This is a genomic window from Brenneria tiliae (assembly GCF_023347575.1).
Classification (GTDB): domain Bacteria; phylum Pseudomonadota; class Gammaproteobacteria; order Enterobacterales; family Enterobacteriaceae; genus Brenneria; species Brenneria corticis.
Genome location: NZ_JAKPCB010000101.1, coordinates 98,009 through 124,301 on the forward strand (window position 1 = coordinate 98,009; position 26,293 = coordinate 124,301).

Consider the following 26,293-nt stretch of genomic DNA (forward strand, 5'->3'; position numbering starts at 1 on the left):
GCCATAGCCCGGTGGATTTCAGAGATGCCGGCGCAGCACGTCGGCCAGCCGGGCAATCCCCGTGCGGATCTGCTCGTCGCTCTCCAGGGCAAAACAGAGGCGCAGCCAGTTTTTCGCCGCTTCGCCGTCCACCGCCCAGTCGGGACCGGGATTAAACGCCACGCCGACGGCGGCGGCCGGTTCCACCAGGGCGCGGGTGTCCACGCCCTCGGGTAGGGCCAGCCACAGAAAAATCCCGCCTTTCGGCAGCCACAGCCTGACGCTGTCGCCCAGTTCCTGTTGCACCGCCGACGCCAGCACTGCCAGTTTGCGCGCCAGGGTGTCGCGCAGGCGCGTAAGGTGGGCATCAAAATGGGTGGAAAAATACTCGGCGACGATGATCTGATCGAGGGCGCCGGTGCCGCCGTCCGTTTTCAGCGACACCAGCTGGCGCAGAATAGCCGGAACCGCGCTGAGATAAGCCACGCGCACCGCCGGCGCCAGCGTTTTGGAAAAGGAGCCGATGTGGATCACCTGCTGCGGACTCAGCGCATACAGCGCCGGCGGCGCTTCATTCCCCTGCCAGACGATGTCGGCGTAGCATTCGTCTTCAACGATCAGGGTACGGTAGCGCGCGGCCAGCTCCAGCAACCGGTGGCGGCGCTCCAGCCCGAGGATCGCCCCGGTAGGATTCTGCACGGTCGGGATGGTGTAGATAAACTTCGGCGTCACGCCGCTTTGCGCCAGCTCCGCGAGGATGGTCGCCAGCGCATCGATGCGTATCCCTTCGTCATCCAGCGGAATAGCGACGATATTCACCTGGCGGCCGCGCAGTTTCCGCAACGCCCCGGCGTAAGAGAAGGCTTCCACCAGCACGGTGTCTCCCGGCTCCAGCAGCAGGTTGTTCACCAGATCGAGCGCCGGCCCGGAACCGGAGGTGATCAGAATATCGTCGATATCCGCCGTAATGCCGCGCGTCGCCAGCTTGCGGCCGACAAAACGGCGCAGATTCTCATTCCCCTGCGGCCCGTGGCCCTGATTGTAAATCGCCAGACTGCGCCCCTCGCGCAGAATCGCTTGCTGCGCCGCCTCGGCCAGCGCTTCCAGCGGGATCAGTTCCGGCGCGTTGTGTCCGGCATCAAAGGTAAAGTCCGCCAGGCCCCGCCACACTGGCGTGGGAGCGGGCAGACCGGCGCGAAACAGCGGAAGGGCATCGAACGGTGTGGCACTCATTATCTCATTCCTGAATAACGGCGAATCCCTATTCTCGTAACAATCGATTTCCCCTCACAAATAAATATAAAAGCTATGGAATTGCGCGTGATGAATAAAGTAAATTCCAGCCGCCTGTAGCCCGAAAGCCGGTGGGTATATTTGATTTAAGACTAATAAAAGGCGGATTAAGTATTTAGCTTTTAACTCTATTTTGCTTTTAATGGCTCTGCTTATATACGGGAGAGTGCTTTATGGTGTCTGTGCCTATACCTGTCCGGGACGTACCGCAGGCGAACGCCGCCCGGACCCTGGTGCGAATTAATGACGTCCATTTGACGCTGGGCGACACCCCGGTGCTGCAGGGCATCGATCTACAGGTTTCCCAGGGGGAAGCCCTGACCATCATCGGCCCTTCGGGCTCGGGAAAGTCATCGATCCTGCGCTGTATCAACGGCTTGGTGACGCCGCACCGGGGAGAGATTTTCATCGGGGATACCGGCGTGCATCAGTTGAAAAATGAGAGCGAGCGCATCGCATTGCGTAAACGCATTGGCTTTGTTTTCCAGCAATACAATCTGTTCCCGCATCTTACGGTGCTGGAAAACCTGATGATTGCCCCCATTCGTATTCTGCGTCAGCCCAGAGAGCGGGTGAAAGCCCGAGCCATGGCGCTGCTGGCGCGCGTGCGGCTGGAAAACAAAGCCCATAGCTATCCCGGCGAGCTTTCCGGCGGCCAGCAGCAACGGGTGGCCATTGCGCGTACCCTGGCGATGGACCCGGAACTGGTGCTGTTCGACGAGGTGACGTCGGCGCTGGACCCGGAAACCGTAGGCGAGGTGCTGGCGGTGATCCGCGAGCTGATCGGCGAAGGCATGACCAGCATCCTGGTCACCCATGAAATGCGCTTCGCCCAGGAGGTCAGCGATCGCGTGGTATTTACCGAGCACGGCCGTATCGTTGAGCAGGGCACGCCGGAACAGGTATTCCGCCATCCGCAGAATCTGCGCACGCATACTTTTATCAATGCGTTGCGCAACTGAGGAGCGTTGTGCCAAACACACCAACCCGGTAACCGTTCATATAGACATCCAGGGAGGCCATTACCACTCTTCCTTCCATAGCCGGTCTGCACTATCGTGCTCTTTATCGCTTCTCGGCTTGATATCCAGTTCTAAATTCAACGCCGAGAGGATCTTAAAGAAGGTCTCCAGCTTGGTTGAATCCGGATGCTGTTCGAAGCTGGATACCGTGTCCTGGCGGATGCCGACCTTGCCGGCCACCTTTCCCTGAGAGAGCTTTTGCGTGACTCTGACATCTTTCATATAGGCGCTAAGCTGCCGGGTGTTTGTCACTTTCATAGTGGTTCGTACCGGTTTAAGCAGGTAAAAACATAATTACACGCTATAGCCGTTAAATCAATATTTACCCGCTTAAGGCGTTAAATATAATATTACCGGTTTTAGCCGGTAAGGTGGTTTTTATCCGCCCCGCTTATTACCCCGATCGCGCCGAGCGCTTTCCCCATCTCAGCGTAAATGCGGATAGCCCGCCCGTTCAGCGGCGGCGGCGCGCTGCGCCAGCAGCTGGTAGTCCTGCGGGTCGGGTACGTTGAAGCCTTGCAACTGTAGCGCGGCAAGCAGCGGGGCGGCTCCGCTGTCGGATGACAAGTCGACGAAGGCGCGTTGCAGGCTGGCCAGCGCGGCGGGCGGCAGCGAGGCCGATGCCACCAGTAAAGGCATCGGGGCGGGAGCGGTGTGGTCGATTACCCGAACTTTTTCCATCAGCTCAGGCGCATCGTGCGCCAGCAGATCAAAGGCATAGCTGTCCACCGGGCCGATATCGGCCAGGCCGTTGGCGATGGCTTCCACCACGCGGCGCGGGGTAATCAGCGGGCCGACCGTCTGGCGATATAACCTTTTCCCGCCCGGTTGCCGGTAGGGCAGCAGGTGAAAGCGCAGGGCATGGTAGCCGGAGTACGACTCGCGGTTGGTAAAGGCCAGCCGCCGGCCGAAGGTCTCCGGCAATTGCCGATAGGGCGCGTTACGCGCGACGATCAAACGGCTGCGATAGCTGCCGGGGCCGTCGGCCAGCGAATGCAGCGGAACCGGTACGGCGACCGCCACGACCGGAAACAGCCCGAGCGCAAACGGCAGGCCGCACATAAATACGCCCGCCAGATCCGGGCGCTGCCACAGCCCCTCCAGCGGCGCCGGCGCGGGGTAGTCAATCACCTCCCCCTCGACGGAGGCGCGGCGATAGACCTCCCGTAGCAGCCTTTTCCAGCCGGTTGCCGCTGCGGGCGTGACCGAGTACATCCGTCCGTTGGCGATCATGCGTAGCGCAACGTCTGGCCGATTCCCAGCCTGCCCGCTTTTTCCAGCATCGCATGGCCGAGGGCGATATCGCTCAGCGACAGGCCGCGATGCCAGAACAGGATGGTTTCATCGTCGTTTTCGCGTCCAGGTTTAACGCCGGCGACGATCTGCCCGAGTTCGGCATGCAGCGTCTCTGCGCTCAGTTTACCGGCTTCAACGTGGGCGCGCAGAGAACCAAACATGCCGCCCTTGCACTGGCCCCAGTCGTCGACCACCATTTTATCCATGATGTCGGTCAGCGAGAGCTCCACCGCGCTCATGGTGCCGTAAGGCACCACCAGCGCGCCGGGCTTGATCCAGGCGGTTTTCAGCATGGGCGCCGGTTTTTCCAGCCGTGAAGCTTCGACGACGATATCCGCGTCGCGCACGCAGCTTTCCCAGTCGGCGGTGACGATAATCTTTTTGCCCAAATCCTGTTCCAGCCGTTTAGCAAAGGCGTTACGGCTTTCCGGACGGCGCGAGTGGATGCGGATTTCATCGAAGTCGTACAGGCTGTCCAGCAGGCGTACGTTCCAGTAGGCGGTGCCGCGCGCGCCGATATGGCCGAGTACCTTGCTGTCGCGGCGCGCCAGATGGCGGGCGCCCAGCGCGGTGATCGCCCCGGTGCGCATATCGGTAATCGCCGAGGCATCGACGATGGCCACCGGCATACCGGTGCGCGGATTGAACAAATTAAGCATCGCCATTTCGGACGGCAGACCTGATTGGTAGTTATTCACGTAGTCGCCCACCACCTTCACCCCCGCCAGATTGAGCGGCGCGATATAGCCGCGCAGCACGTTGAAGTGGCCGTTAAACGCCGGATCGGGGATCAGGTGCACGCGGGGTTCGATAACGGTTTGATGCCGTCCCTGCGCCAGCAGGCCGGCGTCGACGGCGGCGAGAATTTCACTGTCGGTCATCGCCAGTTGCTGAATGTCCGGTCCGTTGAGATAGGTAATATTGACAGGCTGGGTCATGGAATTCCCTTAATCCGGCGCTCAGGCCGCAAGCAGTGTTTGCTGATAGGTAAAAAGCTGTTGACGATTTAGCTCCCCCAGCACCCGCTGCTGGTCGTCGCTAATCCGCACCCCTGGCGCGTCGTGGGCCAGCATCAGCGCCAGCGCCTCTTTCAGATTCGCCCGGATGCCGACCGACAGCGGATAGCGGCTCTGTTCACAGGGGGTCATCGCCTTCTCCACCGGCGTCAGCGCCAGCAGCTTTAATGCCGCGTCGCTGCCGATAAACGCGGCAACGAACGCATCGGCCGGCTTGCTGAGGATGGCGGCGGGCGTATCGTACTGGCACAGCGTGCCGTGGCGCATAATGGCGATGCGGTCGCCCATTTTTATCGCTTCGTCAAGATCGTGGGTCACGATCACCACGGTCTTTTTAACCCGTTGCAGGATCTGCTTGAATTCCTGCTGCAGGCGCCCGCGAATCAGCGGGTCGATGGCGCCGAAGGGCTCGTCCATCAGCATCACCGGCGGATCGGCCGCCAGCGCCCGGGCTACGCCGACGCGCTGGCGTTGTCCGCCCGACAGCTCCGCCGGATAGCGGCCGCGATCTGTCGACGGATTGAGGCCGACCAGATGCAACAGCTCATCAATGCGGGCGTCGGTTTTACGGCGATCCCAGCCGAGCAGCCGCGGCACCGTGGCGATATTGTCGGCGACGTTCATATGCGGGAACAGGCCGACATTCTGAATGACATAGCCGATATGGCGGCGCAGCAGTACCGGATCGACGGTGGTAATGTCCGCGCCGTTAACCCAAACGCGGCCCCGGGTGGCGTCTTCCAGACGGTTAATCAGGCGCATGGTGGTGGTTTTTCCGCAGCCCGACGGGCCGATCAGCGCGGTGGTTGAGCCTTCCGGGATATCAAGGGTCAGATTATCCAGCGCTTTCTGCGTTGTTCCGGGATAAATCTTGGTGATATTTTCAAGCTTAATCATCGGCTTACCCTTTGGGAACATGTTTGAACCAGGTCTTTTCCACCGCGGCGAACAGCAGTTCGGCGCCGATGGCCAACAGAATGATGGGGATCGCGCCGACCAGCAGCCGCGACATATCCATAATGGCGATGCCGGTGGTGACGAAATCGCCCAGCCCGCCGCCGCCGATAAAGGAGGCCAGCGCCGCGCCGCCGATCACCTGTACGGCGGCGGTGCGCACGCCGGCCAGAATGCCCGGCGCCGCCAGCGGCAGGATCACCCGGCGGGTGGTTTGCGCCGGCGTCAGCCCCATCCCCCGCGCCGCGGAAAGGGTGTCTTTATCCACCGACTGAATGCTGGTGCAGGTATTGAGCAGGATCGGCGGCAGGGCGAGGATCACCAGCGCCACCACCGACGGCAGCAGGCCGATGCCTAAAAACGGCAGCGCCGCCGCCAGGATCGCCAGGCTGGGAATGGTTCTCAGCGTACTGGCGATACTGGTCGCGATAAAGGTGGCGCGCGGCGAAGCCGCCACCGTCACCCCGATCGGAATGGCCAGCAGCAGCGAAAAAAACAGCGCCAGTCCGCACATCAGCAAATGCTGACGCAGCGCGGTGAAAAACTGATCCGGATTCGCCGCAATCCATTGCCAGGCGTCGTAGAAAATCATGCGTTCGCTTCCGTACTCGGGGCCAGACGGCGACGGCGCGCCAGGCGCCGTTGCAGCAGCAGAAACAGCGCGTCGACGCCGATGGCCAGCAGCGAGGTCAGGGCGCCGCCAATCAGAATTTTTTCCGGGTAGCGCTGGTCCAGCCCGGCGAAAATAATGGCGCCCAGCCCGCCGGCATTGATATAGGCGGCGACGGTGGCGATGCCGATAAGCGTGGTGGTGGCGATACGCAGCCCGGTGATAATAAACGGCAGCGCCAGCGGCAGTTCGATCTCCCACAGCATGCGCCGGTAGCCGTAACCCATGCCGCGCGCCGCGTCCAGCACCTCGGGGGCGATGGCGTGAAAGCCGGTGGCGATATTGCGCACCAGAATCATCAGGGCGTAAGCGGTAAGGCCGACAATCGCCGGCAGCGTGCCGATCCCCAGCCACGGAATAAGCAGCGCAAACAGCGCCAGGCTGGGAATGGAAAACAGCATGCCGGTGAGGGTCAGCACCAGCGCATAGGTTTTCGGCCGGCGGGCGCTCCAGACGCCCAAGATCATGGCGATGACGAAAGCGCAGCCGATCGAGACGCCGACCAGAAACAGATGCTGCAATAAGGCGAGGCCGATATCGTCAAGGTGTCTGGGCGCCCAGCGCATCACGCAATCTCCAGCAGCTGTTCGCCCGCGGCCAGCCAGTCGGCGGCGCTGACGGCCGCGGCGAGATTCTCGATATCGCCGGCGGTGGAGCGATCCTCATCCAGTCCGGCGACCAGACCGCGCACCCTGGCATGGATAGCCGCGCTGCCGCGACCTAGCGTTATTTCCGTCGCGCCGCGCAAATCGACCGCCTGCGCCGCCACCATCAATTCGATGGCCACCAGATAGCGCAGGCTTTCCACCAGGCGCAGCATTTTCCTGACCGTCGCCATGGACTGCGAGGCGTAATCCTCCACCCTATCGGCGACCGGTACGGTAATGGCGGACAGCGGACTGGCGTGATGAACAATGTCGCTGGTCAGCGCGGAAATGGTTTTTTGCAGCGTGGCAAAGCCGGTTTGCCCGCGGTGCGGGGTGAGGAAACGCGGCAATCCGCTGGCGTCGGCGGACATCAGCTTCATTATGCGTTCCGCCGCGCAGGCGGCCTGGCGCGCCAACGCCAGCGCCAGCCCGTCAAAGGCCAGCGTCAGATGGGTGGCGTCAAAATTGGCGTTGGCCAACACCAGATCGGCCTCGGCGATCAGCGCCGGATTATCGTCGGCGCTATTCAGCTCCAGCTCGGTGGCTTGCCTGGCGTGGTGGAAGGCCTGATAAACGCTGGCCAGCACCGAGGCGGCGCAGCGGAAGCTGAGCGGATCCTGCAACAGGCGGGCGTCGCCGGGTTGCAATAAGCTTCCTTCCGCCAGCAGCGACAGCAGATGAGCGGCGCACTGCGCGCCGCCCGGCAGCCTGCGGATACGGCTGGCCCAGGGCGACAGCGGGGAAACATTGGCGCGAAACGCTTCGAACGATAGCGCGATGGCGCCGGCCTGCGCGTTAATCAGCCGGGCGATATCGGCCAGCGCCAATGCGGCGATGCCGACGCAGGCGGCGTTCGAAGAGACCAGCGCCAGCCCGTCCTTACCCGTCAGCGAGGGCAGCGCGAACCCCGCGTCGTTCGCCAGCGCCTGAATGTCGGCCACCTCTCCCCGATACTCGGCCTGACCCTCGCCCGCCAGCGTCCGGCCGATATGCGCCAGCGGCGCCAGATCGGCCTCGCCGATCGAGCCGGTCAGCGGCACCAGCGGATGCACGCCAAGATTCAACAGGCTGAGCAGTGCCTGCGCGCTCGGCGGGGAGATGCCGGAATAGCCGGCGGCGATGCCGGCCAGGCGCGCCAGCATCATCGCCCGGACCTGATCGCGGCCGGCGGTCGCGCCGACCCCCACCGCCCGGGCCAGCGGAATGCGCCGCTGTATCTGATGCAGGCGGGCGATATCCTGCCGGCCGTCGGCGCTGTTCAGCACCGCGGTATCCACGCCCGCGCCGAGACCGGTGGTTACGCCGTAGATACGATCGCCGGCGGCGATCCGCCGGTAAAGAAAGGCGAAGCCTTCCGCAATGCGCCGTTGCGCCGCCGGGCTGAATGCCACCGGCCGATTTCCTCTGGCGACTTCGACCAGCGTCGCCAGAGTTAACGCCGTATCGTTACCGAGATTAACTGTCATTGCCGCGTTTAACCGGTTGTTTAAGATTTGATAATGCCTTTTTCCCGCAGGAACGCCTGTGCGACGTCGGCGGGTTCTTCTTTGTCTTTCTCTACCGCGGCGTTGAGTCTCTGCATGGTGGCGTTATCCAGCAGCGCGCTGACCTTATTAAGCACCGCTTCCGCCTGCGGCTGGGCTTTGAGCGCCTGCTCGCGCACCACCGGGGCGACGAAATAGGGCGGGAAGAGATGCCGGTCGTCGGTTAGCGGCACATATTGCCCTTCGGCTATTTGCCAGTCGGTGGCGAAGCCGTTGGCCACGTCAATCTGCCCCGCAGCCAGCGCGTCATAGCGCAGGCCGACTTTGGCGAACTGGCGGAATGATTTGAATTTTATGCCGTAAACCTGCTCCAGCCCTTTCAGGCCGTCCTGCCGATCGCCGAATTCGGCGCCCGCGCCAATGGTCAGCTGCGGCGCGGCCTTGGCGAGATCGGAGAGCGTTTTCAACTGGTATTTTTCAGCCGTGGCCTTGCTGACCAGCAGCGCATAGCCGTTATTCAATTTTGCCGGGGCGAGCCAGGCGAGCTGGTATTTTTCGGCGTAGGTGCTTTTTACCTGCTGATAGACCTTATCCGCGTCGGATGACAGCTCCCCTTTAACCACCGCGCTGAGCGCCGTTCCTGTGTACTCGGGGTACATATCAATATCGCCTTTCAGCAACGCGGCGTGGGCAATCAGCGTTCCTCCCAGGTTGATTTTGCGCTGCACCGGAATGCCCGCCTGCTCCAGCGCCGAGGCGTAGATCTCCGCCAGAATATATTGCTCGGTGAAGTTTTTGCTGCCGACGATAAAATCAGCGGCCTGAACCGCCGGTGCGACGGCGCTGAATCCGGCGATAAATAACAGAGCCTGTTTGATGGTTGTGCGCATTGTTTTCCCCAGCGTGGATGTCTGTTTCCGCTTACGAATAGACATGTATATACAAGAATGGCGGCAAAAATCCAATCGCTTAACTATCGATTGGTTGAGTATGACAGAGTAATAATGATGCTGCTGATGCAGCCAATTCCGGCAGTAGAGCAAAAAAACCATCCCGGTGAAATTCGTTTTCGATATAAGTTATAGCACTAATGACGAGGTATGGGGTTTACCGGTAACCCGATGACGCCGTTTCCCGTCGGGGGCAACATCCCGATTAAATACATATTTCATATAGTGGTAAAAATTTCCCATAAGAACATGCCGTGATATTCTGGACGGCCTGAATGGATTGAGAAATCCGACAATGGCGCCTAACTGACCCGCAGGTGATCGCTTGAGCTTATTTGAATGTCTTTCCGGATGCGCCCATCTACTGGCGGTTATCGCCTTGCTTCTGGCTAATCTCTTTCCGGATTCTCCCTGGCTGGCGATAGCCATGGGCGCCACGGTGCTGGCCACTTTGCTGCGTTTTACCGCCCTGTCGCGGCTTGCTCAGGGATTTTTCCTGGGCGCGATAGCGGCCTTTGGCTGGGTGGCCTGGCGTTATCCTTTGCACCAGCCCGCCATGATTCAGGCGCTGGCTCAGGGGGCGGCCTTCTCGTGTCTGCTGATCGTTCTGGGCTTGCTGCGTTACCCGGTAAGCCGTTCGGGAACCGTGCGCGAGGCCGCCGGCTACCTGCTGTCGTTTCCCGCCAGCCGCCGCTATGTGGCGGTTAACGCGGGCAGCCATTTTCTGAGCCTGCTGTTTAACGTCGGCATCATTCCGCTTATCGCCGATCAGCTGGGCAACGGCCGAAATAAACCGGACGAGGATGAACGGCGAATTATGCTGCTGGCGGGTATGCGCGGCGCGGTTCTGATGACCATCTGGTCGCCCATGGGGTTGGGGTTCGCCATTGTCACTACCGCGCTGACGGCGCTGAACTCGATGTATTTCGTCGCCGCCGCCTTTGCGTCGGCGCTGCTGATTATGGCCGTCACCTGTTTCTGGGCGATGCGCTGCGAGGGCGTCGAGGCCGACGTTCCTTCCCCCGCGCGGGCGGCAGCGGGATCCCCGCGCACCCTGCTCGGCGTGCTGCTCGCCTGCGCGCTGCTGCTGGCCGGGGTGATCGGTATCCATATCTGGCTGCAATGGTCTTTCGTGGTTGCAACGGTATTGGTGCTTCCCCTGTTCGCGCTGGGCTGGCTATGTCTGGAGCGCTCGGCGCCCGGTACGGATCTGGTGCAGGATGCCCGCCACATCTTCAGGAATATCGGCTCCATGCGCATGGAAAGCGCGATTTTCCTTTCGGCCAATGTCATTGGCGCGGCTATCTCGCTGACCATCCAGCAACAGCCCGGATGGCAGGCGTTACAGTCGGCTCACTTCCCGGCGCTGGCGGTGCTGCTGGCTTGTCTGCTGATTGTCCCGCTGGCCGGCGCGCTGTTTATTCCCCACTCGATCTTCGTGGTGCTGCTGGCGCAGATATTCGGCGCCAGCGAACTGGGGCTAACGCACCCGATGGCGCTGGCGCTGGCCCTGACGCTGGGCTGGGCGATGGCGATTTCCGTCTCTCCCATCAGCGCGATGTCTTTGCTTACCGGCTCGCTGTGCGGGGTCAGGCCGCAAAAAGTCGGCCTACAGTGGAACCGCGGCTTTGTGGGGCTGATGTTCGTCGTTTCCGCCGCCATTATTGGCGTGGCCTATTGGTATGGCTGGTAAATACGCCGTCCACTGCCGTCACTTATCTTGAGGAGCATGTTTATGCAATTTTTCGATGCCGCGGCGACGGCCAAACTCCTTCCTTACGACCGTTTGGCGGACGCGCTGGACCTGATGGCCCGACAGGCCCTGAGCGGACAGGCGCTGGCGCCGGTGCGCCAGAGCGTACCCGCTCAGAACGGCGGCGTGCTGCTGCTGATGCCGGCCTCCGACGCGCGGCATCTGTGCGTGAAACTGCTTACCGTGCATGCGGGCAACCCCGATCGCGGCCTGCCGGCGATTCAGGGGGAACTGGTGCTGATGCGCGCCGATACCGGCGAACGCCTGCTGTCGCTGGATGCGCCGACGGTCACCGCCCGGCGCACGGCGGCGCTCTCCCTGCTGGGCGCGCGCAAACTGGCTCATCCGGATGCCGATAGCCTGCTGCTGATCGGCTCCGGCGTGCAGGCGAAAGAACATATTCAGGCTTTTGCCCGGCAGTGGCCGTTGCGCCGGGTGCGTATTTTATCCAGGCGTCTGCCGCGCGCCGCGGCTCTGGCGGACTATGCGCGCGAGCATTTAGGGCTGGATGCGCAAGCGATTGAGGCGGTGGACCAACGTGAGGCGCAGGCCGGACTGATCGTCGCGGCGACCACCAGCCGTACGCCGGTGCTGTCGGTATCGGTGTCGGACGACAGCACCATTATCGCCGTCGGCGCCTATCAGCCGGAGATGGCGGAGATCGCGCCGGCGGTGGTGCATAGCTGCGACCTGTTCGTCGATACGCTGGAAGGCGCTCGGGAAGAGGCGGGCGATTTGATGCAGGCCGGGGTGGAGTGGAGCCGCGTGCAGCCGATCGGCGGCATCCTGAACCCACGTCCCCGTCAGGGCCGCCCGGTGATGTTCAAAACCGTAGGGAGCGCGCTATGGGATCTGGCCGCCGCGAAACTGGCGGCGGAAATGGCCGGCCTGGCCTGATCCCTGCCGTCAGCGCCTGGAATAGGGATTTTTCACGCCGCCCATGCCTTATTGGTGGATGGTGCTGACCCACAGCACTTCGGCGTCTTCTTCGCTCAGGCTGATCACCCGGTGCCCCATACGGCTGTCGATGTACCAATTATCCCCGGAGGCCAGATCCACCGGCTCATAGAATTCGGTGAACAGACGGACCTGGCCGCTCAGCACATAGACGAACTCCTCGCCGGTGTGACGGCTCCAGTCGTCGAATTCGTTGAATGCGCGTGCGACGATCTTCGAACGAAACGGCACCATCACTTTGTTGGAAAGGTCGTTGCACAACAGCATATGGTGGTAGTAGGGCGTATCGTGCGGCATCCCCGCCCCCGCGCGCGTAATGCAGCGCCGCCCCGCGCCCATCGGCGCCCGCCGTATGGCGAACAGTTCGCTCAGGTCGATGCCGAATCCGTCAGCCAGCTTGATTAGTGCGTCGTAAGTCGGCGACATCTGCTCGTTTTCGATTTTGGACAGGGTGGAGCGGGCCAGCCCGCAGGCCCGGCTGGCCTGCTCCAGCGTCCATCCTTTACTGGTCCGCAGACCGCGGATGCGCTGGCCCAAAGCCGTTTCGGCAGATGGTTTGTCAATTCCAGTATTCATTTCATTATCCTATAAGTGCACCAATCTATGTGGCTGAGTGCGCTAAAAGTCAACTTTTCGCCCCAAAACGGGGCAAACCGTCGTTGCCGATTAAATCAGAAATTCATTTCCTTACCCAGGCGTTTGTGCACCATCCGCTCTTATTTTTCCATTATTCCCAGATAAATCATAGCCGATGGCGTTAGTAAGGCTGATAGCTATTACTCCTAAATGGATTCATGGCATGAAGTTTGCTTTTCTTTGTGTGCCTTATAGGAAACTTTTTTCATTATGATAAATCATTGGCGTTGATATGCCAAAGCGATCTCTAAGCGAGTATTTTATGAGTCAAACAGCTATCCAGGTCCAATCCTTACTGTCACAGCTCGGCGTTGCGCCGGATCTTATTACCGACGGCGATCTGCCGGTACGCTCCCCCATCGACGGCTCCATCATTGCGCAGGTTCGTCGCGCCACGCCGGACGAACTGCGGGACGGCGTGGCGCGCGCCGTTGAGGCGTTCAAAACGTGGCGCGACGTCCCTGCGCCGCGTCGCGGCGAGCTGATCCGCCTGCTCGGCGATGAGCTGCGCGCCGGGAAGGAGGCGTTGGGCAGCCTGATCTCGCTGGAAGCGGGCAAGATCCTCACCGAGGGCCGGGGCGAAGTGCAGGAGATGATCGATATCTGCGATTTCGCCGTGGGCCTGTCCCGACAGCTGTACGGCCTGACCATCGCCTCCGAGCGTCCCGGCCACCGCATGATGGAAACCTGGCATCCGCTGGGCGTGGTGGGGGTGATCAGCGCTTTCAACTTCCCGACCGCGGTGTGGTCGTGGAATTTCGCGCTGGCCGTGGTATGCGGCGATCCGGTGGTCTGGAAACCCTCTGAAAAGACGCCTTTGACCGCGCTGGCCTGCCAGGCGATGTTCGAGCGGGCCGCCAGGCGTTTTGGCGAGGCGCCGGAAGGGTTGAGCCTGGTGCTGCCGGGGCTGCGCGACGTCGGCGAGGCGCTGACGGACCATCCCGACGTGGCGCTGATCTCCGCCACCGGCAGCACCCGCATGGGGCGCGAGGTCGGTCCGCGCGTGGCGGCCCGCTTCGGCCGCAGCCTGCTTGAGCTGGGCGGCAACAATGCGGTGATCGTTACGCCCTCCGCCGACCTCGACCTGGCGGTGCGCGGCATTCTCTTCGCCGCCGTGGGAACCGCCGGGCAGCGCTGCACCAGCACCCGCCGGCTGATCGTGCATGCCGACATCCGCGACGAACTGGTGACGCGGCTCAAAAATGCCTATGCGAAGCTGCCCATCGGTAATCCGCTGCGACAGGAGACGCTGATCGGCCCGCTCATCGACCGCGCGGCGTTCGACGGCATGCAGTCGGCCATCCAGGCGGCGCGCGCGGAAGGCGGCGAGGTCTTCGGCGGGGAGCGCGTACTGCAGGCGGAGTTCCCGGATGCCTACTACGTCCGGCCGGCGATTATCGAGATGCCGGCGCAGACGGACTCCGTACGCCGCGAAACCTTCGCCCCCATCCTGTACGTACTGAGCTACGACGACTACGCCGACGCGCTGGCGCTGCAAAACGCGGTTTCCCAGGGACTCTCCTCCGCGCTTTTCACCAACGATCTGCGCGAGGCAGAGACCTTCGTGTCCGCCGGCGGTTCGGACTGCGGTATCGCCAATGTGAATATCGGCACCTCCGGGGCGGAGATCGGCGGCGCTTTCGGCGGCGAGAAGGAGACCGGAGGCGGCCGTGAATCGGGCTCGGACGCCTGGCGCAACTATATGCGCAGGGCGACGAATACGGTCAATTACTCCCGTGAGTTACCGCTGGCCCAGGGCGTGCGCTTCGATATTTAAGCGCGAGCCGCTGCGCCGCCGGATAGTCATCTGCCAACCTATATAAGGAAGTTTGCCATGTCATTTTCCACCATTCGCCGCACCACCATCGGGCTGACCGTCGCCGCGCTTGCCTTGGCCTGCGCGCCCGGCTGGGCCCAGTCCACGCTGAAAATCGCCGTAGCCGGCCCGATGACCGGCGCCAACGCCAGCTTCGGCGAACAACTGCGCCGCGGGGCGGCGGCGGCCGTTGAAGACATCAACCAGGCCGGCGGCGTCAACGGCAAAAAACTGGAGCTGGTGGTGGCCGATGACGCCTGCGATCCCAAACAGGCGGTGTCGGTCGCCTCCAGGCTGGCCGAGCGGGATAAAGTCGTCGGCGTGGTCGGCCATTTCTGCTCGTCCAGCACCATTCCGGCCTCCGACACCTATGCCGAAGCCGACGTGCTGATGGTGACGCCCGGCTCCACCAACCCTTTGGTCACCACCCGCAAGCTGCCCAATGTCATGCGGGTATGCGGACGTGACGATCAGCAGGGGGATATCGCCGGCGATTACATCGTGCGGGAGCTCAAGGCGGCGCGCGTGGCCATCGTCCACGACAAGGATACCTACGGCAAAGGTCTGGCCGATGCGACCAAGGCGCGGCTGAACGCTTTGGGCGTCAGGGAAGTGCTTTATGAAGGACTGAGCCGCGGCGAAAAGGATTTCAACTCGCTGGTCACCAAGATCAAAGGCGCCAATGTGGACGTGGTCTATTTCGGCGGCCTGACGGCCGAAGGCGGCGCGCTGCTGCGCCAGCTGCGCGAACAGGGGGTGAAGGCGGTGTTTATGGGCGGCGACGGCCTGGCGGATAAGGCGTTGCTCACCTCCGCGGGCGGCGGCGCCAACGTGAACGGCATGCTCATCACCTTCGGCGACGATCCGCGCGAAAAGCCGGAGGGACAGGCCGTGGTGCAAAAGCTCCGGCAGGTGGGCTATGAGCCGGAAGGCTTCACCCTCTATTCCTACGCCGGGGTGCAAACCGTCGCCGCCGCGCTCAAGGGGGCCCAGAGCACCAGCGGCGCCGAGTTGGCCGACTGGTTGAAAAAGAATCAGGTGCAGACCGTGCTGGGAACCAAATCCTGGGACGCCAACGGCGACCTGAACAGCGCCGACTACGTGGTTTACCAGTGGAAGGCCGACGGGAGCTATTCGAAGATTGCCGGCAATGCCCCGTAGCGCGTAGTTCCAGGCTGCTCAGCCGTTCTGGGAGGCTCTTGGGCCTCCCGCCCACAGCGAGAGTTATTCAATGGATTTGCATATTTTTCTCCAGCAGTTAGTCAATGGCCTGGTCCTTGGCGCTATTTACGGTCTGATCGCCGTCGGCTATACGATGGTGTACGGCGTGATCGGCATGATCAATTTCGCCCATGGCGACGTGTATATGGTTTCGGCCTACGTCACCGCCATCGCCCTGAGCCTGTGCGCCTATTTCGGCATCAGTTCGGTACTGCCGATGCTGCTGATCACGCTGGCGGCGGTGGTGCTGGTCACCGGCACCTATGGCTGGGTGATCGAACGGGTGGCCTACCGGCCGCTGCAGCAGTCCACCCGGCTTGCGCCCCTGATCTCGGCCATCGGCGTGTCGCTGTTCCTTCAGTCCTATGTGCAGCTGTCCCAGGGGCCGAACCTGCAAGGCATTCCGACGATACTGAAGGGGGCGTTCGTCCTGCAGCTGGGGTCCGAGCCCGGCAATTCCGTACAGATCACCTATCCGCAGACGCTGATTATTCTGGTCTCCGCCGCCAGCATGACGCTCCTGACCTGGATTATCGCCAAAACCCCGCTGGGACGCTCCTGCCGCGCGACCCAGCAGGATCCGCGGATGGCCGTACTGCTGGGCATCAACACCCGCTACATCATTTCCCTGGTATTCGTCATCGGCGCGGTGATGGCCGCCATCGCCGGCCTGCTGGTCACCCTCAACTACGGCTCCTTCGATTTCTCGATAGGTTTCGTCATCGGTATCAAGGCCTTTACCGCCGCGGTGCTGGGCGGCATCGGTTCGCTGCCCGGCGCGCTGCTCGGCGGCTTACTGCTGGGCCTGCTGGAGTCGGTTTTCGCCGGATTCGTCAGCTCCGATTACAAGGACGTATTCGCCTTTTCGGTACTTATCATCGTGCTGGTATTCAAGCCCAGCGGTCTGTTCGGTAAACCCGCCGTGGAGAAAGTATGACTCTATCTTCTGCTTCCCATTCCGCCAGGCCCGCCGTTACGGCGCGTGCTTTCGCGCTCGACCTGGCGGCCACCTTCGTGATTTCGATGGTGGTATTCGGCCCGATAACCGGGTTGCGGCTGAGCGGCTTCGACTTTATTCCGGACTGGCACCGGCCGCTGATCCTGTCCGCGATAGTGACGGCGGGTCGCGGGTTATTTCGTGCGCTGTGGCTTTCGCCGCTGGGGCGCGCCTGGCTGCAACGCAAAAAGGACAAATCCATGCGGGTCCGCACCGTTCCCGCTTCCCGGCGTCAGCATCTGGTACTGATACTGCTGACGGTCATCGTTCTCGCCGTGGCGCCCTTCCTGATGGAGAACAGCTCTTATCTGGTCAAGGCGATTATTCTGGCGCTGATCTACGTGTTGCTGGGGCTGGGGCTGAATATCGTGGTGGGGCTGGCGGGACTGCTGGATCTGGGCTACGTCGGGTTTTACGCCCTGGGCGCTTACCTGCTGGCGCTGGGACACCAGTTTTTCGGGCTGGATTTCTGGACGGCGCTGGTGCTGTCTCCCATTGCGGCAGCCATCCTGGGCGGCCTGCTGGCCTTTCCGGTACTGCGAACGCACGGCGACTATCTGGCGATCGTGACCCTGGGATTCGGCGAAATCATCCGCCTGGTGCTCACCAACTGGGTGGACGTCACCGGCGGCCCAAACGGGATCCAGGCGCCGGCTCCCACGCTGTTCGGCATGGAGTTCTTCCGCGTGGCCAGGGACGGCGGCGTGCCGTTCCACGAAGTCATGGGGCTCCCCTATAACCCCAACACGCGCTATCTGTTTATCTACATGGTGCTGGTCGCGGTGGTCGCGCTGATGGTGTTCGTGGTGGATCGTCTGCGCCGCATGCCGATGGGGCAAGCCTGGGAGGCGCTGCGCGAAGACGAGGTCGCCTGTCGCTCGCTGGGGATTAACCACGTCACGGTCAAGCTGTCGGCTTTTATCATCGGGGCGATGACCGGCGGCATCGCCGGCGTGTTCTTCGCCAGCTACCAGGGATTCGTCAATCCCAGCTCTTTCACCTTTTTCGAGTCGGCGCTGATTCTGGCGATTATCGTGCTGGGCGGCCTGGGGTCCATTACCGGCGTGATTATCGCGGCCTTCGCCCTCACGCTGGCGCCGGAACTGCTGCGCGACTTCGCCGACTACCGCATCCTGCTCTTCGGCCTGCTGATGGTGTTGATGATGATCTGGCGGCCTCGCGGCCTGATCGCCACCCGTCGTCCGGTGATTGAACTTCCGCGAGGTTGAATATGGAACCTGCCTATCTTCTCGAAGTGTCCGGTCTGGGGATGCAGTTTGGCGGCATCAAGGCCCTGACCGATGTGAATTTCAACGTCCGCCGCAACGCGATCACCGCGCTTATCGGACCAAACGGCGCCGGCAAGACCACCGTCTTCAACTGCGTCACCGGCTTCTATCGCCCCACCGACGGCCAGATTTGGCTATCGACGCCGCGCGGCATCAGCGAAGTCGGCGCCTTGATGCGTTCCATCCTGGGCGGCACGCACAGCGTGGCCCGCGCCGGTATCGCCCGCACCTTCCAGAACATCCGTTTATTCAAGGAAATGACGGTGCTGGAAAACCTGGTGGTGGCTCAGCATCAGCAGCGCAATCACAACCTGCTGGCGGGGATACTGAGCACCCCCGGCTACCGCAACGCCGAAAAGCGGGCCATCGCCACGGCCTGCGAATGGCTGGAGCGCGTTGGTCTGCTCGACAGCGCCGGCCGGCTGGCAGGCGAACTGCCCTACGGTCATCAGCGCCGGCTGGAAATCGCGCGCGCCATGTGCACCAACCCGACGCTGATTTGTCTGGACGAACCGGCCGCGGGATTAAACCCGCGCGAGACCGCGGAGCTGGCGGCGCTGATTCGCCGACTGCGCGATGAGCACGGCGTCACCGTCCTGCTGATCGAACACGATATGGAGCTGGTGATGAACATCTGCGACCACATCGTGGTGCTCAGCTACGGACGGGTAATCGATCAGGGCAAGCCCGATCACGTCGCCAATTCGCCGGTGGTGATCGAGGCCTACCTCGGCGCGCCGGCCGAAGATCTTCAGCGGGAGGAACCATGATGAGCGCTCCGTTGCTGGACATTCGCGGCCTGGACTCCGGCTACGGGCCGGTGCAGGCGCTGCGCAATATTTCGCTGCAGGTAAACGAAGGGGAAATCGTGGCGTTGATCGGCGCCAACGGCGCGGGCAAATCCACCCTGCTGATGACGATTTTCGGCCAGCCCAGGGCGCGCGGCGGCCAGATCTTTTTCGCCGGTCGGGAGATCACCGCTCTGCCGTCGTATCAGGTGGCGCGCCTGGGGTTGGCCCAGGTGCCGGAAGGGCGGCGCATTTTCCCGGCGATGACGGTGGAAGAGAACCTGCTGATGGGAACGGTTGCCGTGGGCATGCGCCATTACGCGCAGGATCTCAAGGCGATGTTCGAACTGTTTCCCCGCTTGCAGGAACGCCGTTATCAGAGCGCCGGCACCATGTCCGGCGGCGAACAGCAGATGCTGGCGATTGCCCGCGCCCTGATGGGGCGCCCGCGCATGATTCTGCTGGACGAACCCTCTCTGGGGCTGGCGCCGCTGATCATCGCCGACGTCTTTCGCGCCCTTAAGCGCATCGCCGCGGCGGGCAGCACCATTTTTCTGGTCGAGCAAAACGCCAATCAGGCGCTCTCGCTGGCGGATAGGGGCTACGTGCTGGTCAACGGCGCCATTTGTCTGGAAGGCAGCGGACGGGCGCTGCTCAACAATCCCGATGTACGTAAGGCTTATTTAAGCGGCCATTAACCGATTTTCACCGTTGGCATTTTTGAGAGGGTTAGAACCATGTTTGATAAAGCGACGTCTATGCAAAGCGATCCCCTTTCCTTCGGCTTGTGGGAAGCCTCCGCGCCGCCGGCTCCGCAGACCGCTGCGCTTACTACGCATCTGGATGTGGATATCGCGGTGATTGGCGCGGGATATACGGGATTGTCCACCGCGCTGCACTGCGCCAAAGGCGGCGCCGTCGTTGCGGTGCTGGAAGCCAAAGGCATCGGTTACGGCGGCTCGGGGCGCAACGTCGGGCTGGTCAACGCCGGTATGTGGGTGATGCCGGAAATCCTTACCCGCACGCTGGGGGCGCATTATGGCGGCCGTCTTCTGAACCTGCTGGGCGACGCGCCCGATCTGGTTTATGAACTTATCAAAAACTATGACATTGAATGCGAGGCCGTGCACAACGGCACGATACACTGCGCCGTGGGCTCGCGGGGGCTGCGGGAGATTCGGGAACGCTGCCGCCAATGGGCCGATCGGGGCGCGCCGGTGGAAGTGCTCGACGCCGAGGAAACGGCGCGCCGAACCGGCACCCGCGCCTATGCCGGTTCGCTGTTCGACCGCCGCACCGGCACCGTCCAGCCGCTGGGCTATGTGCGCGGTCTGGCCCAGGCGGCGCTGCGCGAAGGGGCGCAGATCTATACCGCAACCCCGGTCACGCAAATACATGACGCGGGTACGCACTGGGAGCTGCGCACCTCCGGCAGCGGTACGGTCAGCGCGCGCAAGGTGGTGGTGGCCACCGAATCCTATACCCTTGAAGAGAGCCCATGGGGCCAGCTGTGCAATGAACTGGTCTACCTTCCCTACTTCAACTTCGCCACCCGGCCCCTGACGGCCGAACAGCAGCGCGAGATCCTGCCCAATCGTGAAGGCGCGTGGGACACCAGGACGGTGCTCTCCTCCTTCCGTTTCGACCAGCAGGGCCGTCTGGTATTCGGCAGCGTGGGCGCGCTGCGCGGCCACGGCCTTAGCGTGCATCACCAGTGGGGGCGCCGCGCGCTGACCAAGCTATATCCGCAGTTGCAGGATATCCCTTTCGAGTACGAATGGTACGGCGAGATCGGCATGACGAACGACAACCTGCCGCGTCTGCACAAACTGGCGCGCGACACCTACACCTTCTGCGGTTACAACGGCCGCGGCATCGCTCCCGGCACCACGCTCGGCCGGGAAATGGCCAGGCTGGTGCTGGAGCAGGCCGGCGAACAGGATATGCCGCTGCCGGTTACCACCACGGCATCGGCATCGCTGCGCGGCATCAGAAACCAGATGTACGAACAGGGCGCTTCCCTGGTGCATTTTATGGATGCCCGTTTCTAACCGATGCGGCGCCTTTGCCCGTTTGAGCTCGCCGGCGGCGTTCGACCGCCGCCGGCATGACTTCTTTTGCCAGGATTCAGCCATGATTTCTTTCGCCAGAAATTTCATCAGCCCGTCAGGTTCGCCGATCCGCGAACTGTTTCCCTACCTTAACCGGCCCGGCATGATCTCCTTCGCCGGCGGCTATCCTTCTCCCGAGCTGTTCGATGCCGAAGGCCTGGGACAGGCCGCCGCGCAGGCGTTGCAGGATAGGGTAAGCAGCCTGCAGTATGGCGCGACGGAAGGCTCTCCCGCGTTGCGCGGCGGCATTGCCGAATTGCTCGCGACGCGCGGCATACGCAGTTCTGCGGCGGAGATTCTGGTGACCACCGGATCGCAGCAGGCTTTCGATCTGCTGATCCGCGTGCTGATCGAACCTGGCGATAGCGTATTGATCGAGACGCCCGCCTATCCCGCCGCCATCCAGGCCCTGCGGCTGGCCGGCGCCAACCTGCTGTCCGTCCCCACGGACGAACAGGGTCTGGATGTGGCGGCGCTGGAAGCCCGGCTGCGGGAAAATCCGCAAGAGGCGCCGAAACTGCTCTATCTGGTTCCCTCGTTCTCCAATCCGTCGGGATCGCTGTTGTCGCTGGCGCGGCGGCGTAAACTCGTCGAACTGGCCCGCCGGCACGGCTTCCTGATCGTGGAGGACGACCCGTATGGCGAACTGCGTTTCAGCGACGACGCCTTGCCCACGCTGTATGAGATAGCCCGGCAGACTCAGGAAGAGGACGCGCCGGTGGTATATCTCTCCAGCCTGTCGAAAACGGTTTCCCCCGGACTGCGTATCGGCTGGATGGTCGCCTCGCCGGAGCTGTACCGCCGGTGCGCCATCGCCAAGCAAACCGCGGACTTGTGCACCTCGACGCTGGCGCAGTCCGTCGCGGTCGCTTATCTCCAGTCGGGCCGCTATGCGGCAGGCGTGGCGCGCGCCTCGCAGGAATATCACGCCCGCATGTCCGCGCTGGTGGACGCGCTGCGCGGCAGGCTCGGAACGCGCCTGCGCCTGACGCCGCCCCAGGGCGGCATGTTTCTGTGGGTAGAGAACGTCGCGCACGTCGACGCGGAAGCGCTGTTCCACGCCGGCGTGCGCCGGGGCGTGCTCTATGTGCCCGGCAAGGCCTTCTACCCGGATGCCCGCCCGACCGGCGCCATGCGCCTGTCCTTCGCCGCGCCCAAAATCCCGGATATCATCGAAGGCGTGAATCGCCTCGCCCAGGCTTATGAGGAGGTTGCCGGCGGATAATCAGGCGGGGTGTTGATCGGTTTATGAATCCGGCTGGCATCATCAAATTGCAATAAAGTGTCATCGTATGGGGAGTGAATGGTTTCGGTTTGGGACCTTTGTCTGTCGACGGCGTTGATACGTTTTGCGCTGGGAGCGGTATTAACCGAGGAAAATTACATCAACTCATTGCAGGTTATGCTGTAATTCACCAGCCTTACCCGGCGACCGTTAATCTCCTCCGTCACCGGCGATTCTGGTTCTTTTCGCATGCCGCAACGCCGCATGACTTTTTCTGAAGCGACATTATTGTCGTAACACCGGGCGTTAATCCGTTGTAGCCCGAGTCGGCTGAAACCATAGCGAAGTACTTCTAGCACCGCCTCGGTACAATAACCTTTTCCCCAGTATGCCGCGCCCAGCCAGTAACCCAGATAAGGCGTCTCATTTTCGGGCAATCTTAGATTGACGACGCCAATTAAGTTCATTGACGATCGCAATATTATCGCCAGGGTGATGGCTCGCTCCGTCTGCATGGCATTTATCGCGCGATTGAGTTAACGCTCTGTTCGCGGCTAAAGGGCGACGTGAAGCTGGCGGTCCATACAGCAACGCGGGGATCGCCAGCCTGTTGCTGTATCGCAGGCGCATCCTCAAGTACCAGCGGACGCAATATTAGCCTGTCAGTGGATAAGGTTGGAGCGATCATGGCAAATAATAGTGGCCGTCTGTTTGCCACGACAGGATATCGGTTATCTGGCGGAAAGACGAGGCGACCTCAAAGCGCCGTCTTAATATGTTACGGATTTTACACATGGCGATTCTCTTTGTCGGTCGGTTTGATTAAATGGACCGTCTTATGCACGATCTCCTCCTGAATTCTGCTGCGCCAACCAGTTTTTGCCCGCCGCCGTAAGTCGATACCTTTGTCGACTACTTCTGGGTTTGTCCGGAACCGTCATTTCTATAAATCCGCCCGTTAGCGCCGGGAGAAGATAGGTATTGCGGAAGTGATCTTCATGCTTCAATCCCAGCGCGCCCTGAATGTCCGACCGCTTCATTTCCCCTTGCATTACCGTCAGTAATCGCAATACTTCCCCGGTAACTTCCCCGGTAACTGTTTTTGCCAGTGGTCGCTGGATAACCACGCGGAACTGGTTAGCCGCTACATCGTCGAGAAGATCGGTGGCCGGCCAATCCTGCAATGCACGGGGAATCCCGGTGCCCAGGCCGCGGTAGGGCAGGATATGTACGGCATGCTCGGTCAGCGTGGGGTTACGCCGGTTAGTGGCCCCGCGACGAATGGCCTCGGTGCTCAGGCTGTCGGGCAGATGGCCGGGACTGATGATTTCCACCCGATCGGCGAATACCATCAGGCGAATAGAAGCGCTGGTGAAATAGTCGCGGTGAATCAGCGCATTGACCAATAACTCTTCCAGCGTCTGTTCCGGAATTTCCAGTTTCCCTAGCGTATTGAAGCCTCGTCCGGCCTGTACATGACGCAGGTTACGGCGGATAAAGGCGAAGCTGCGCTGGTATTGCTCCAGCAATGTGCCGCCGATGTCTTCGCTGTCCAGGTAGCGGGTATCGTGCAGCGCTGTGCCGGGGAAAGCGACGGCTTTGACTTCGAAAGCAGGCCGCCAACGCTGCGGTTGGTGGCCGAATAACATCAGTCCGGTCAGGTTCAATTCGCGTCCATCGCTCAGACTGAGGTTTTGCAGCAATTGTTCCAGCGGCCGGTCAGCCAACTCGACATCCTGACCGTAACGGCGATTGAAATAGTCATGGAAAGCCTTGTCATCAATATCTGCCGACGACGTACCGGCTATCGGCACCACATCTGCATGGACCAAGCCGGCGAGTTGGAACATACGCTGCATCTCTTCGCGGGCGCACATGCTGCGAGGCGGCATTGCTTAGCAACTGATTCAGACGTCGCACGGCGCCAGCATCTAACCCCACCACCGAACCATCATCCGCTACGCCGATAAACAACCGGCCGCCGCCACTGTTGGAAAAAGCTGCCAACTCAGCGGCCATACTATCGGCATTAGTGGCGTCGCGTTTGAACTGGTGGCGGCTGTCTTCGCCGAGAGCCAGTTGGTGCAGGAGTTCGGCTTCGGTCATTGGTAACATTATCCTCATTCGGTGAACAATTCGCTGGTGTTGCAAATTGCCCGGTGGATGTTGAAATCAGAAAAATGATCTTGTCCAGCAACAATAATTGATTCGATAGACAACGGAAATAATGGCGGACAGATTGTAGAAATCCACCGCCTGGAACCCTCTTCGTTTGCCTCCTGCACCTGCAAGTAGCGCAATGCTACTTCGCCATCCAGTACGAATGCCAGCTTGTACTTGACGGCGGCAAGCCGTGAACCGGTGACGACCATCTCCTTGGCGCGCCCGCATGACGTAGAGCCGGAAGTGCTCCATGATGAAGGAAACCACCTGCTCAATGTTGACCGAGTGCAATTCCTGATATCTGTACGGCGCGCGTCCTAGACGCCGGCGCGCTTCATAATGTCCACAGCCTCTGGGGAGACGTCATGTCCCCGAACTTCGTATATATCTCTTGTTTTGCAGGCAGAGCTCCTTTCTGTCTGCATCCCCCGATATTGATACCCAACTAGTTCCTGCATCACGTTAACAATTCGGTTTTAGAGATATTTGCACTCTTTTATGTCTCACATACTATAGAGGAGTATATGTTGACATGTAATATATACTCACCTATAGTATGTGGAGTCAAAAATGATGAGGTAAGAAATGCCCAGTACTCCGCAAGAGAAAAAAAAGGTTCTCACCCGGGTTCGCCGTATTCGCGGTCAGATTGATGCCCTGGAAAGAGCGCTTGAAAATGGTGCTGAATGCCGTTCCGTTCTCCAGCAGATAGCCGCCGTCCGCGGTGCGGCTAACGGACTGATGGCGGAGGTTCTCGAGAGCCACATACGTGAAACCTTTGACCAGAATGACAGCTACAGCCACGAAGTCAGTAAATCGGTTGACGATACGATTGAACTGGTTCGTGCCTATCTTAAATAGCTGAGACCATTACCACATTGAGGAAAAATTACACATGAAATCACGTGCCGCCGTTGCATTTGCACCGGGGAAGCCCCTGGAAATTGTTGAAATTGATGTTGCACCACCAAAAAAAGGCGAGGTGCTGATTAAAAACACCCACACTGGTGTCTGCCATACCGATGCATTTACCCTCTCCGGTAATGACCCAGAGGGTGTTTTCCCTGTTGTGCTTGGGCACGAAGGGGCCGGAGTCGTTGTTGAAGTGGGGGAAGGTGTTACCAGCGTTAAGCCGGGTGACCATGTTATTCCTCTTTACACCGCCGAATGCGGAGAGTGTGAGTTCTGTCAGTCCGGGAAAACCAACCTCTGCGTATCGGTTCGTGAGACTCAGGGTAAAGGTCTGATGCCTGACGGTACAACCCGTTTTTCTTACAATGGCCAGCCACTTTACCACTACATGGGATGCTCAACCTTCAGTGAATACACCGTAGTGGCCGAGGTTTCTCTGGCAAAAATTAACCCGGCGGCAAACCATGAGCATGTCTGTCTACTGGGATGTGGGGTGACTACCGGTATTGGCGCCGTCCACAACACGGCAAAAGTGCAGCCGGGTGATTCTGTTGCCATTTTTGGTCTTGGCGCGATTGGCCTGGCTGCAGTCCAGGGGGCCCGTCAGGCAAAAGCGGGACGTATCATCGCTATCGATACCAACCCGACAAAATTTAACCTGGCCCGACAGTTCGGCGCCACCGACTGCATTAATCCGAACGACCATGACAAACCGATTAAGGATGTTCTTCTGGATATCAACAAGTGGGGTATTGATCATACCTTTGAATGTATCGGTAACGTTAACGTCATGCGTGCAGCACTGGAAAGTGCCCACCGGGGCTGGGGTCAGTCAGTGGTTATCGGCGTGGCGGGTGCCGGGCAGGAGATTTCCACCCGTCCTTTCCAACTGGTAACCGGCAGGGTATGGAAAGGTTCCGCTTTTGGTGGAGTAAAAGGCCGCACGCAGCTGCCCGGCATGGTTGAGGATGCAATGAAAGGCGACATCGAGCTTGAGCCGTTTGTGACCCATACGATGGCGCTAGATGAAATTAATGAGGCCTTTGAGCTGATGCACGAAGGTAAATCCATCCGGACGGTGATTCATTACTGAGTTCCACCGGGTTTTGAAGAG

At 60.9% G+C, this 26,293-nt stretch carries 27 protein-coding genes; 13 read left to right on the forward strand and 14 right to left on the reverse strand.

Annotation, left to right across the window (positions count from 1 at the left end):
- Nucleotides 1-18 precede the first annotated feature (18 nt).
- Complete coding sequence (locus MFP24_RS17385; RefSeq protein WP_249231548.1) at nt 19-1,212, reverse strand: aminotransferase-like domain-containing protein; 1,194 nt, start codon at nt 1,210-1,212, stop codon at nt 19-21.
- A gap of 233 nt (nt 1,213-1,445) precedes the next feature.
- Between MFP24_RS17385 and MFP24_RS17390 the strand changes: the two genes are divergently transcribed.
- Nucleotides 1,446-2,234, forward strand: a complete 789-nt coding sequence (locus MFP24_RS17390; protein WP_249231549.1) for an amino acid ABC transporter ATP-binding protein — start codon at nt 1,446-1,448, stop codon at nt 2,232-2,234.
- Between the two features lie 60 nt (nt 2,235-2,294).
- Here the strand turns inward: MFP24_RS17390 and MFP24_RS17395 are convergent, their stop codons facing one another.
- The 8 genes from MFP24_RS17395 to MFP24_RS17430 all read right to left on the reverse strand — a co-directional run bounded on the left by MFP24_RS17395 (nt 2,295) and on the right by MFP24_RS17430 (nt 9,251).
- The gene (locus tag MFP24_RS17395; protein ID WP_249231550.1) at nt 2,295-2,552 is read right to left on the reverse strand and encodes a helix-turn-helix domain-containing protein; all 258 of its coding nucleotides are present in this window, start codon (nt 2,550-2,552) and stop codon (nt 2,295-2,297) included.
- 168 nt (nt 2,553-2,720) lie between these two features.
- Entirely contained in the window at nt 2,721-3,527 is an 807-nt protein-coding gene (locus MFP24_RS17400; protein ID WP_249231551.1) for a phosphate/phosphite/phosphonate ABC transporter substrate-binding protein, read from the reverse strand.
- On the reverse strand, nt 3,524-4,528 hold the full coding sequence (locus MFP24_RS17405; RefSeq protein ID WP_249231552.1) for an ornithine cyclodeaminase family protein: 1,005 nt from the start codon (nt 4,526-4,528) through the stop codon (nt 3,524-3,526). The genes MFP24_RS17400 and MFP24_RS17405 overlap by 4 nt, the downstream gene beginning before the upstream one ends.
- Nucleotides 4,529-4,549: 21 nt before the next feature.
- Complete coding sequence (locus MFP24_RS17410) at nt 4,550-5,503, reverse strand: ABC transporter ATP-binding protein (RefSeq protein ID WP_249231553.1); 954 nt, start codon at nt 5,501-5,503, stop codon at nt 4,550-4,552.
- Between the two features lie 4 nt (nt 5,504-5,507).
- Nucleotides 5,508-6,152 (reverse strand): ABC transporter permease, encoded by a 645-nt coding sequence (locus MFP24_RS17415; RefSeq protein ID WP_249231554.1) that lies wholly within the window; start codon nt 6,150-6,152, stop codon nt 5,508-5,510.
- A complete protein-coding gene (locus MFP24_RS17420; RefSeq protein ID WP_249231791.1) occupies nt 6,149-6,796 on the reverse strand; it encodes an ABC transporter permease in 648 nt (215 codons plus the stop codon). The genes MFP24_RS17415 and MFP24_RS17420 overlap by 4 nt, the downstream gene beginning before the upstream one ends.
- The gene (locus tag MFP24_RS17425; RefSeq protein WP_249231555.1) at nt 6,796-8,343 is read right to left on the reverse strand and encodes an HAL/PAL/TAL family ammonia-lyase; all 1,548 of its coding nucleotides are present in this window, start codon (nt 8,341-8,343) and stop codon (nt 6,796-6,798) included. Before MFP24_RS17425 ends, MFP24_RS17420 begins: the two co-directional genes overlap by 1 nt.
- Before the next feature lie 20 nt (nt 8,344-8,363).
- A complete protein-coding gene (locus MFP24_RS17430; protein WP_249231556.1) occupies nt 8,364-9,251 on the reverse strand; it encodes a glycine betaine ABC transporter substrate-binding protein in 888 nt (295 codons plus the stop codon).
- A gap of 385 nt (nt 9,252-9,636) precedes the next feature.
- On the opposite strand from MFP24_RS17430, the gene MFP24_RS17435 reads away from it, so the two are divergent.
- Together MFP24_RS17435 and MFP24_RS17440 are read left to right on the forward strand one after the other, a co-directional pair.
- Entirely contained in the window at nt 9,637-11,004 is a 1,368-nt protein-coding gene (locus MFP24_RS17435) for a hypothetical protein (RefSeq protein WP_249231557.1), read from the forward strand.
- 42 nt (nt 11,005-11,046) lie between these two features.
- Nucleotides 11,047-11,961 (forward strand): delta(1)-pyrroline-2-carboxylate reductase family protein, encoded by a 915-nt coding sequence (locus MFP24_RS17440; RefSeq protein ID WP_249231558.1) that lies wholly within the window; start codon nt 11,047-11,049, stop codon nt 11,959-11,961.
- Nucleotides 11,962-12,009: 48 nt separating this feature from the next.
- Here MFP24_RS17440 and MFP24_RS17445 read toward each other — a convergent pair whose 3' ends face one another.
- A complete protein-coding gene (locus tag MFP24_RS17445) occupies nt 12,010-12,597 on the reverse strand; it encodes a helix-turn-helix domain-containing protein (RefSeq protein WP_249231559.1) in 588 nt (195 codons plus the stop codon).
- Between the two features lie 322 nt (nt 12,598-12,919).
- On the opposite strand from MFP24_RS17445, the gene amaB reads away from it, so the two are divergent.
- The 8 genes from amaB (at nt 12,920) to MFP24_RS17485 (ending at nt 22,104) form a co-directional block, all read left to right on the forward strand.
- Complete coding sequence (gene amaB, locus MFP24_RS17450; protein ID WP_249231560.1) at nt 12,920-14,434, forward strand: L-piperidine-6-carboxylate dehydrogenase; 1,515 nt, start codon at nt 12,920-12,922, stop codon at nt 14,432-14,434.
- 57 nt (nt 14,435-14,491) lie between these two features.
- Nucleotides 14,492-15,634 (forward strand): branched-chain amino acid ABC transporter substrate-binding protein, encoded by a 1,143-nt coding sequence (locus MFP24_RS17455; protein WP_249231561.1) that lies wholly within the window; start codon nt 14,492-14,494, stop codon nt 15,632-15,634.
- A 70-nt stretch (nt 15,635-15,704) separates the two neighbouring features.
- Nucleotides 15,705-16,631: an ABC transporter permease subunit gene (locus MFP24_RS17460; RefSeq protein ID WP_249231562.1), complete on the forward strand. Its 927-nt coding sequence runs from the start codon at nt 15,705-15,707 to the stop codon at nt 16,629-16,631.
- Complete coding sequence (gene livM, locus MFP24_RS17465) at nt 16,628-17,920, forward strand: high-affinity branched-chain amino acid ABC transporter permease LivM (RefSeq protein ID WP_249231563.1); 1,293 nt, start codon at nt 16,628-16,630, stop codon at nt 17,918-17,920. The genes MFP24_RS17460 and livM overlap by 4 nt, the downstream gene beginning before the upstream one ends.
- A gap of 2 nt (nt 17,921-17,922) precedes the next feature.
- The gene (locus MFP24_RS17470; protein ID WP_249231564.1) at nt 17,923-18,750 is read left to right on the forward strand and encodes an ABC transporter ATP-binding protein; all 828 of its coding nucleotides are present in this window, start codon (nt 17,923-17,925) and stop codon (nt 18,748-18,750) included.
- The gene (locus MFP24_RS17475; RefSeq protein WP_249231565.1) at nt 18,750-19,466 is read left to right on the forward strand and encodes an ABC transporter ATP-binding protein; all 717 of its coding nucleotides are present in this window, start codon (nt 18,750-18,752) and stop codon (nt 19,464-19,466) included. Before MFP24_RS17470 ends, MFP24_RS17475 begins: the two co-directional genes overlap by 1 nt.
- Nucleotides 19,467-19,505: 39 nt before the next feature.
- Nucleotides 19,506-20,819: an NAD(P)/FAD-dependent oxidoreductase gene (locus MFP24_RS17480; RefSeq protein ID WP_249231566.1), complete on the forward strand. Its 1,314-nt coding sequence runs from the start codon at nt 19,506-19,508 to the stop codon at nt 20,817-20,819.
- On the forward strand, nt 20,806-22,104 hold the full coding sequence (locus MFP24_RS17485) for an aminotransferase-like domain-containing protein (RefSeq protein ID WP_249231567.1): 1,299 nt from the start codon (nt 20,806-20,808) through the stop codon (nt 22,102-22,104). The genes MFP24_RS17480 and MFP24_RS17485 overlap by 14 nt, the downstream gene beginning before the upstream one ends.
- Nucleotides 22,105-22,259: 155 nt before the next feature.
- On the opposite strand, the gene MFP24_RS17490 is transcribed toward MFP24_RS17485, so the two are convergent.
- The 4 genes from MFP24_RS17490 to MFP24_RS17505 form a co-directional block, all read right to left on the reverse strand.
- A complete protein-coding gene (locus tag MFP24_RS17490; protein ID WP_263458531.1) occupies nt 22,260-22,619 on the reverse strand; it encodes a GNAT family N-acetyltransferase in 360 nt (119 codons plus the stop codon).
- 321 nt (nt 22,620-22,940) lie between these two features.
- The gene (locus MFP24_RS17495) at nt 22,941-23,954 is read right to left on the reverse strand and encodes a Fic family protein (protein ID WP_249231569.1); all 1,014 of its coding nucleotides are present in this window, start codon (nt 23,952-23,954) and stop codon (nt 22,941-22,943) included.
- Nucleotides 23,884-24,210 (reverse strand): AlbA family DNA-binding domain-containing protein, encoded by a 327-nt coding sequence (locus tag MFP24_RS17500; protein WP_249231570.1) that lies wholly within the window; start codon nt 24,208-24,210, stop codon nt 23,884-23,886. The genes MFP24_RS17495 and MFP24_RS17500 overlap by 71 nt, the downstream gene beginning before the upstream one ends.
- Before the next feature lie 14 nt (nt 24,211-24,224).
- Nucleotides 24,225-24,476, reverse strand: a complete 252-nt coding sequence (locus MFP24_RS17505; RefSeq protein ID WP_249231571.1) for a hypothetical protein — start codon at nt 24,474-24,476, stop codon at nt 24,225-24,227.
- A 376-nt stretch (nt 24,477-24,852) separates the two neighbouring features.
- Between MFP24_RS17505 and frmR the strand changes: the two genes are divergently transcribed.
- Both frmR and frmA read left to right on the forward strand, forming a co-directional pair.
- Entirely contained in the window at nt 24,853-25,128 is a 276-nt protein-coding gene (gene frmR, locus MFP24_RS17510) for a formaldehyde-responsive transcriptional repressor FrmR (RefSeq protein WP_136164579.1), read from the forward strand.
- 34 nt (nt 25,129-25,162) lie between these two features.
- Nucleotides 25,163-26,272, forward strand: coding sequence for an S-(hydroxymethyl)glutathione dehydrogenase (gene frmA / locus MFP24_RS17515; RefSeq protein WP_249231572.1), 1,110 nt, complete (start codon nt 25,163-25,165; stop codon nt 26,270-26,272).
- Nucleotides 26,273-26,293: the final 21 nt, after the last annotated feature.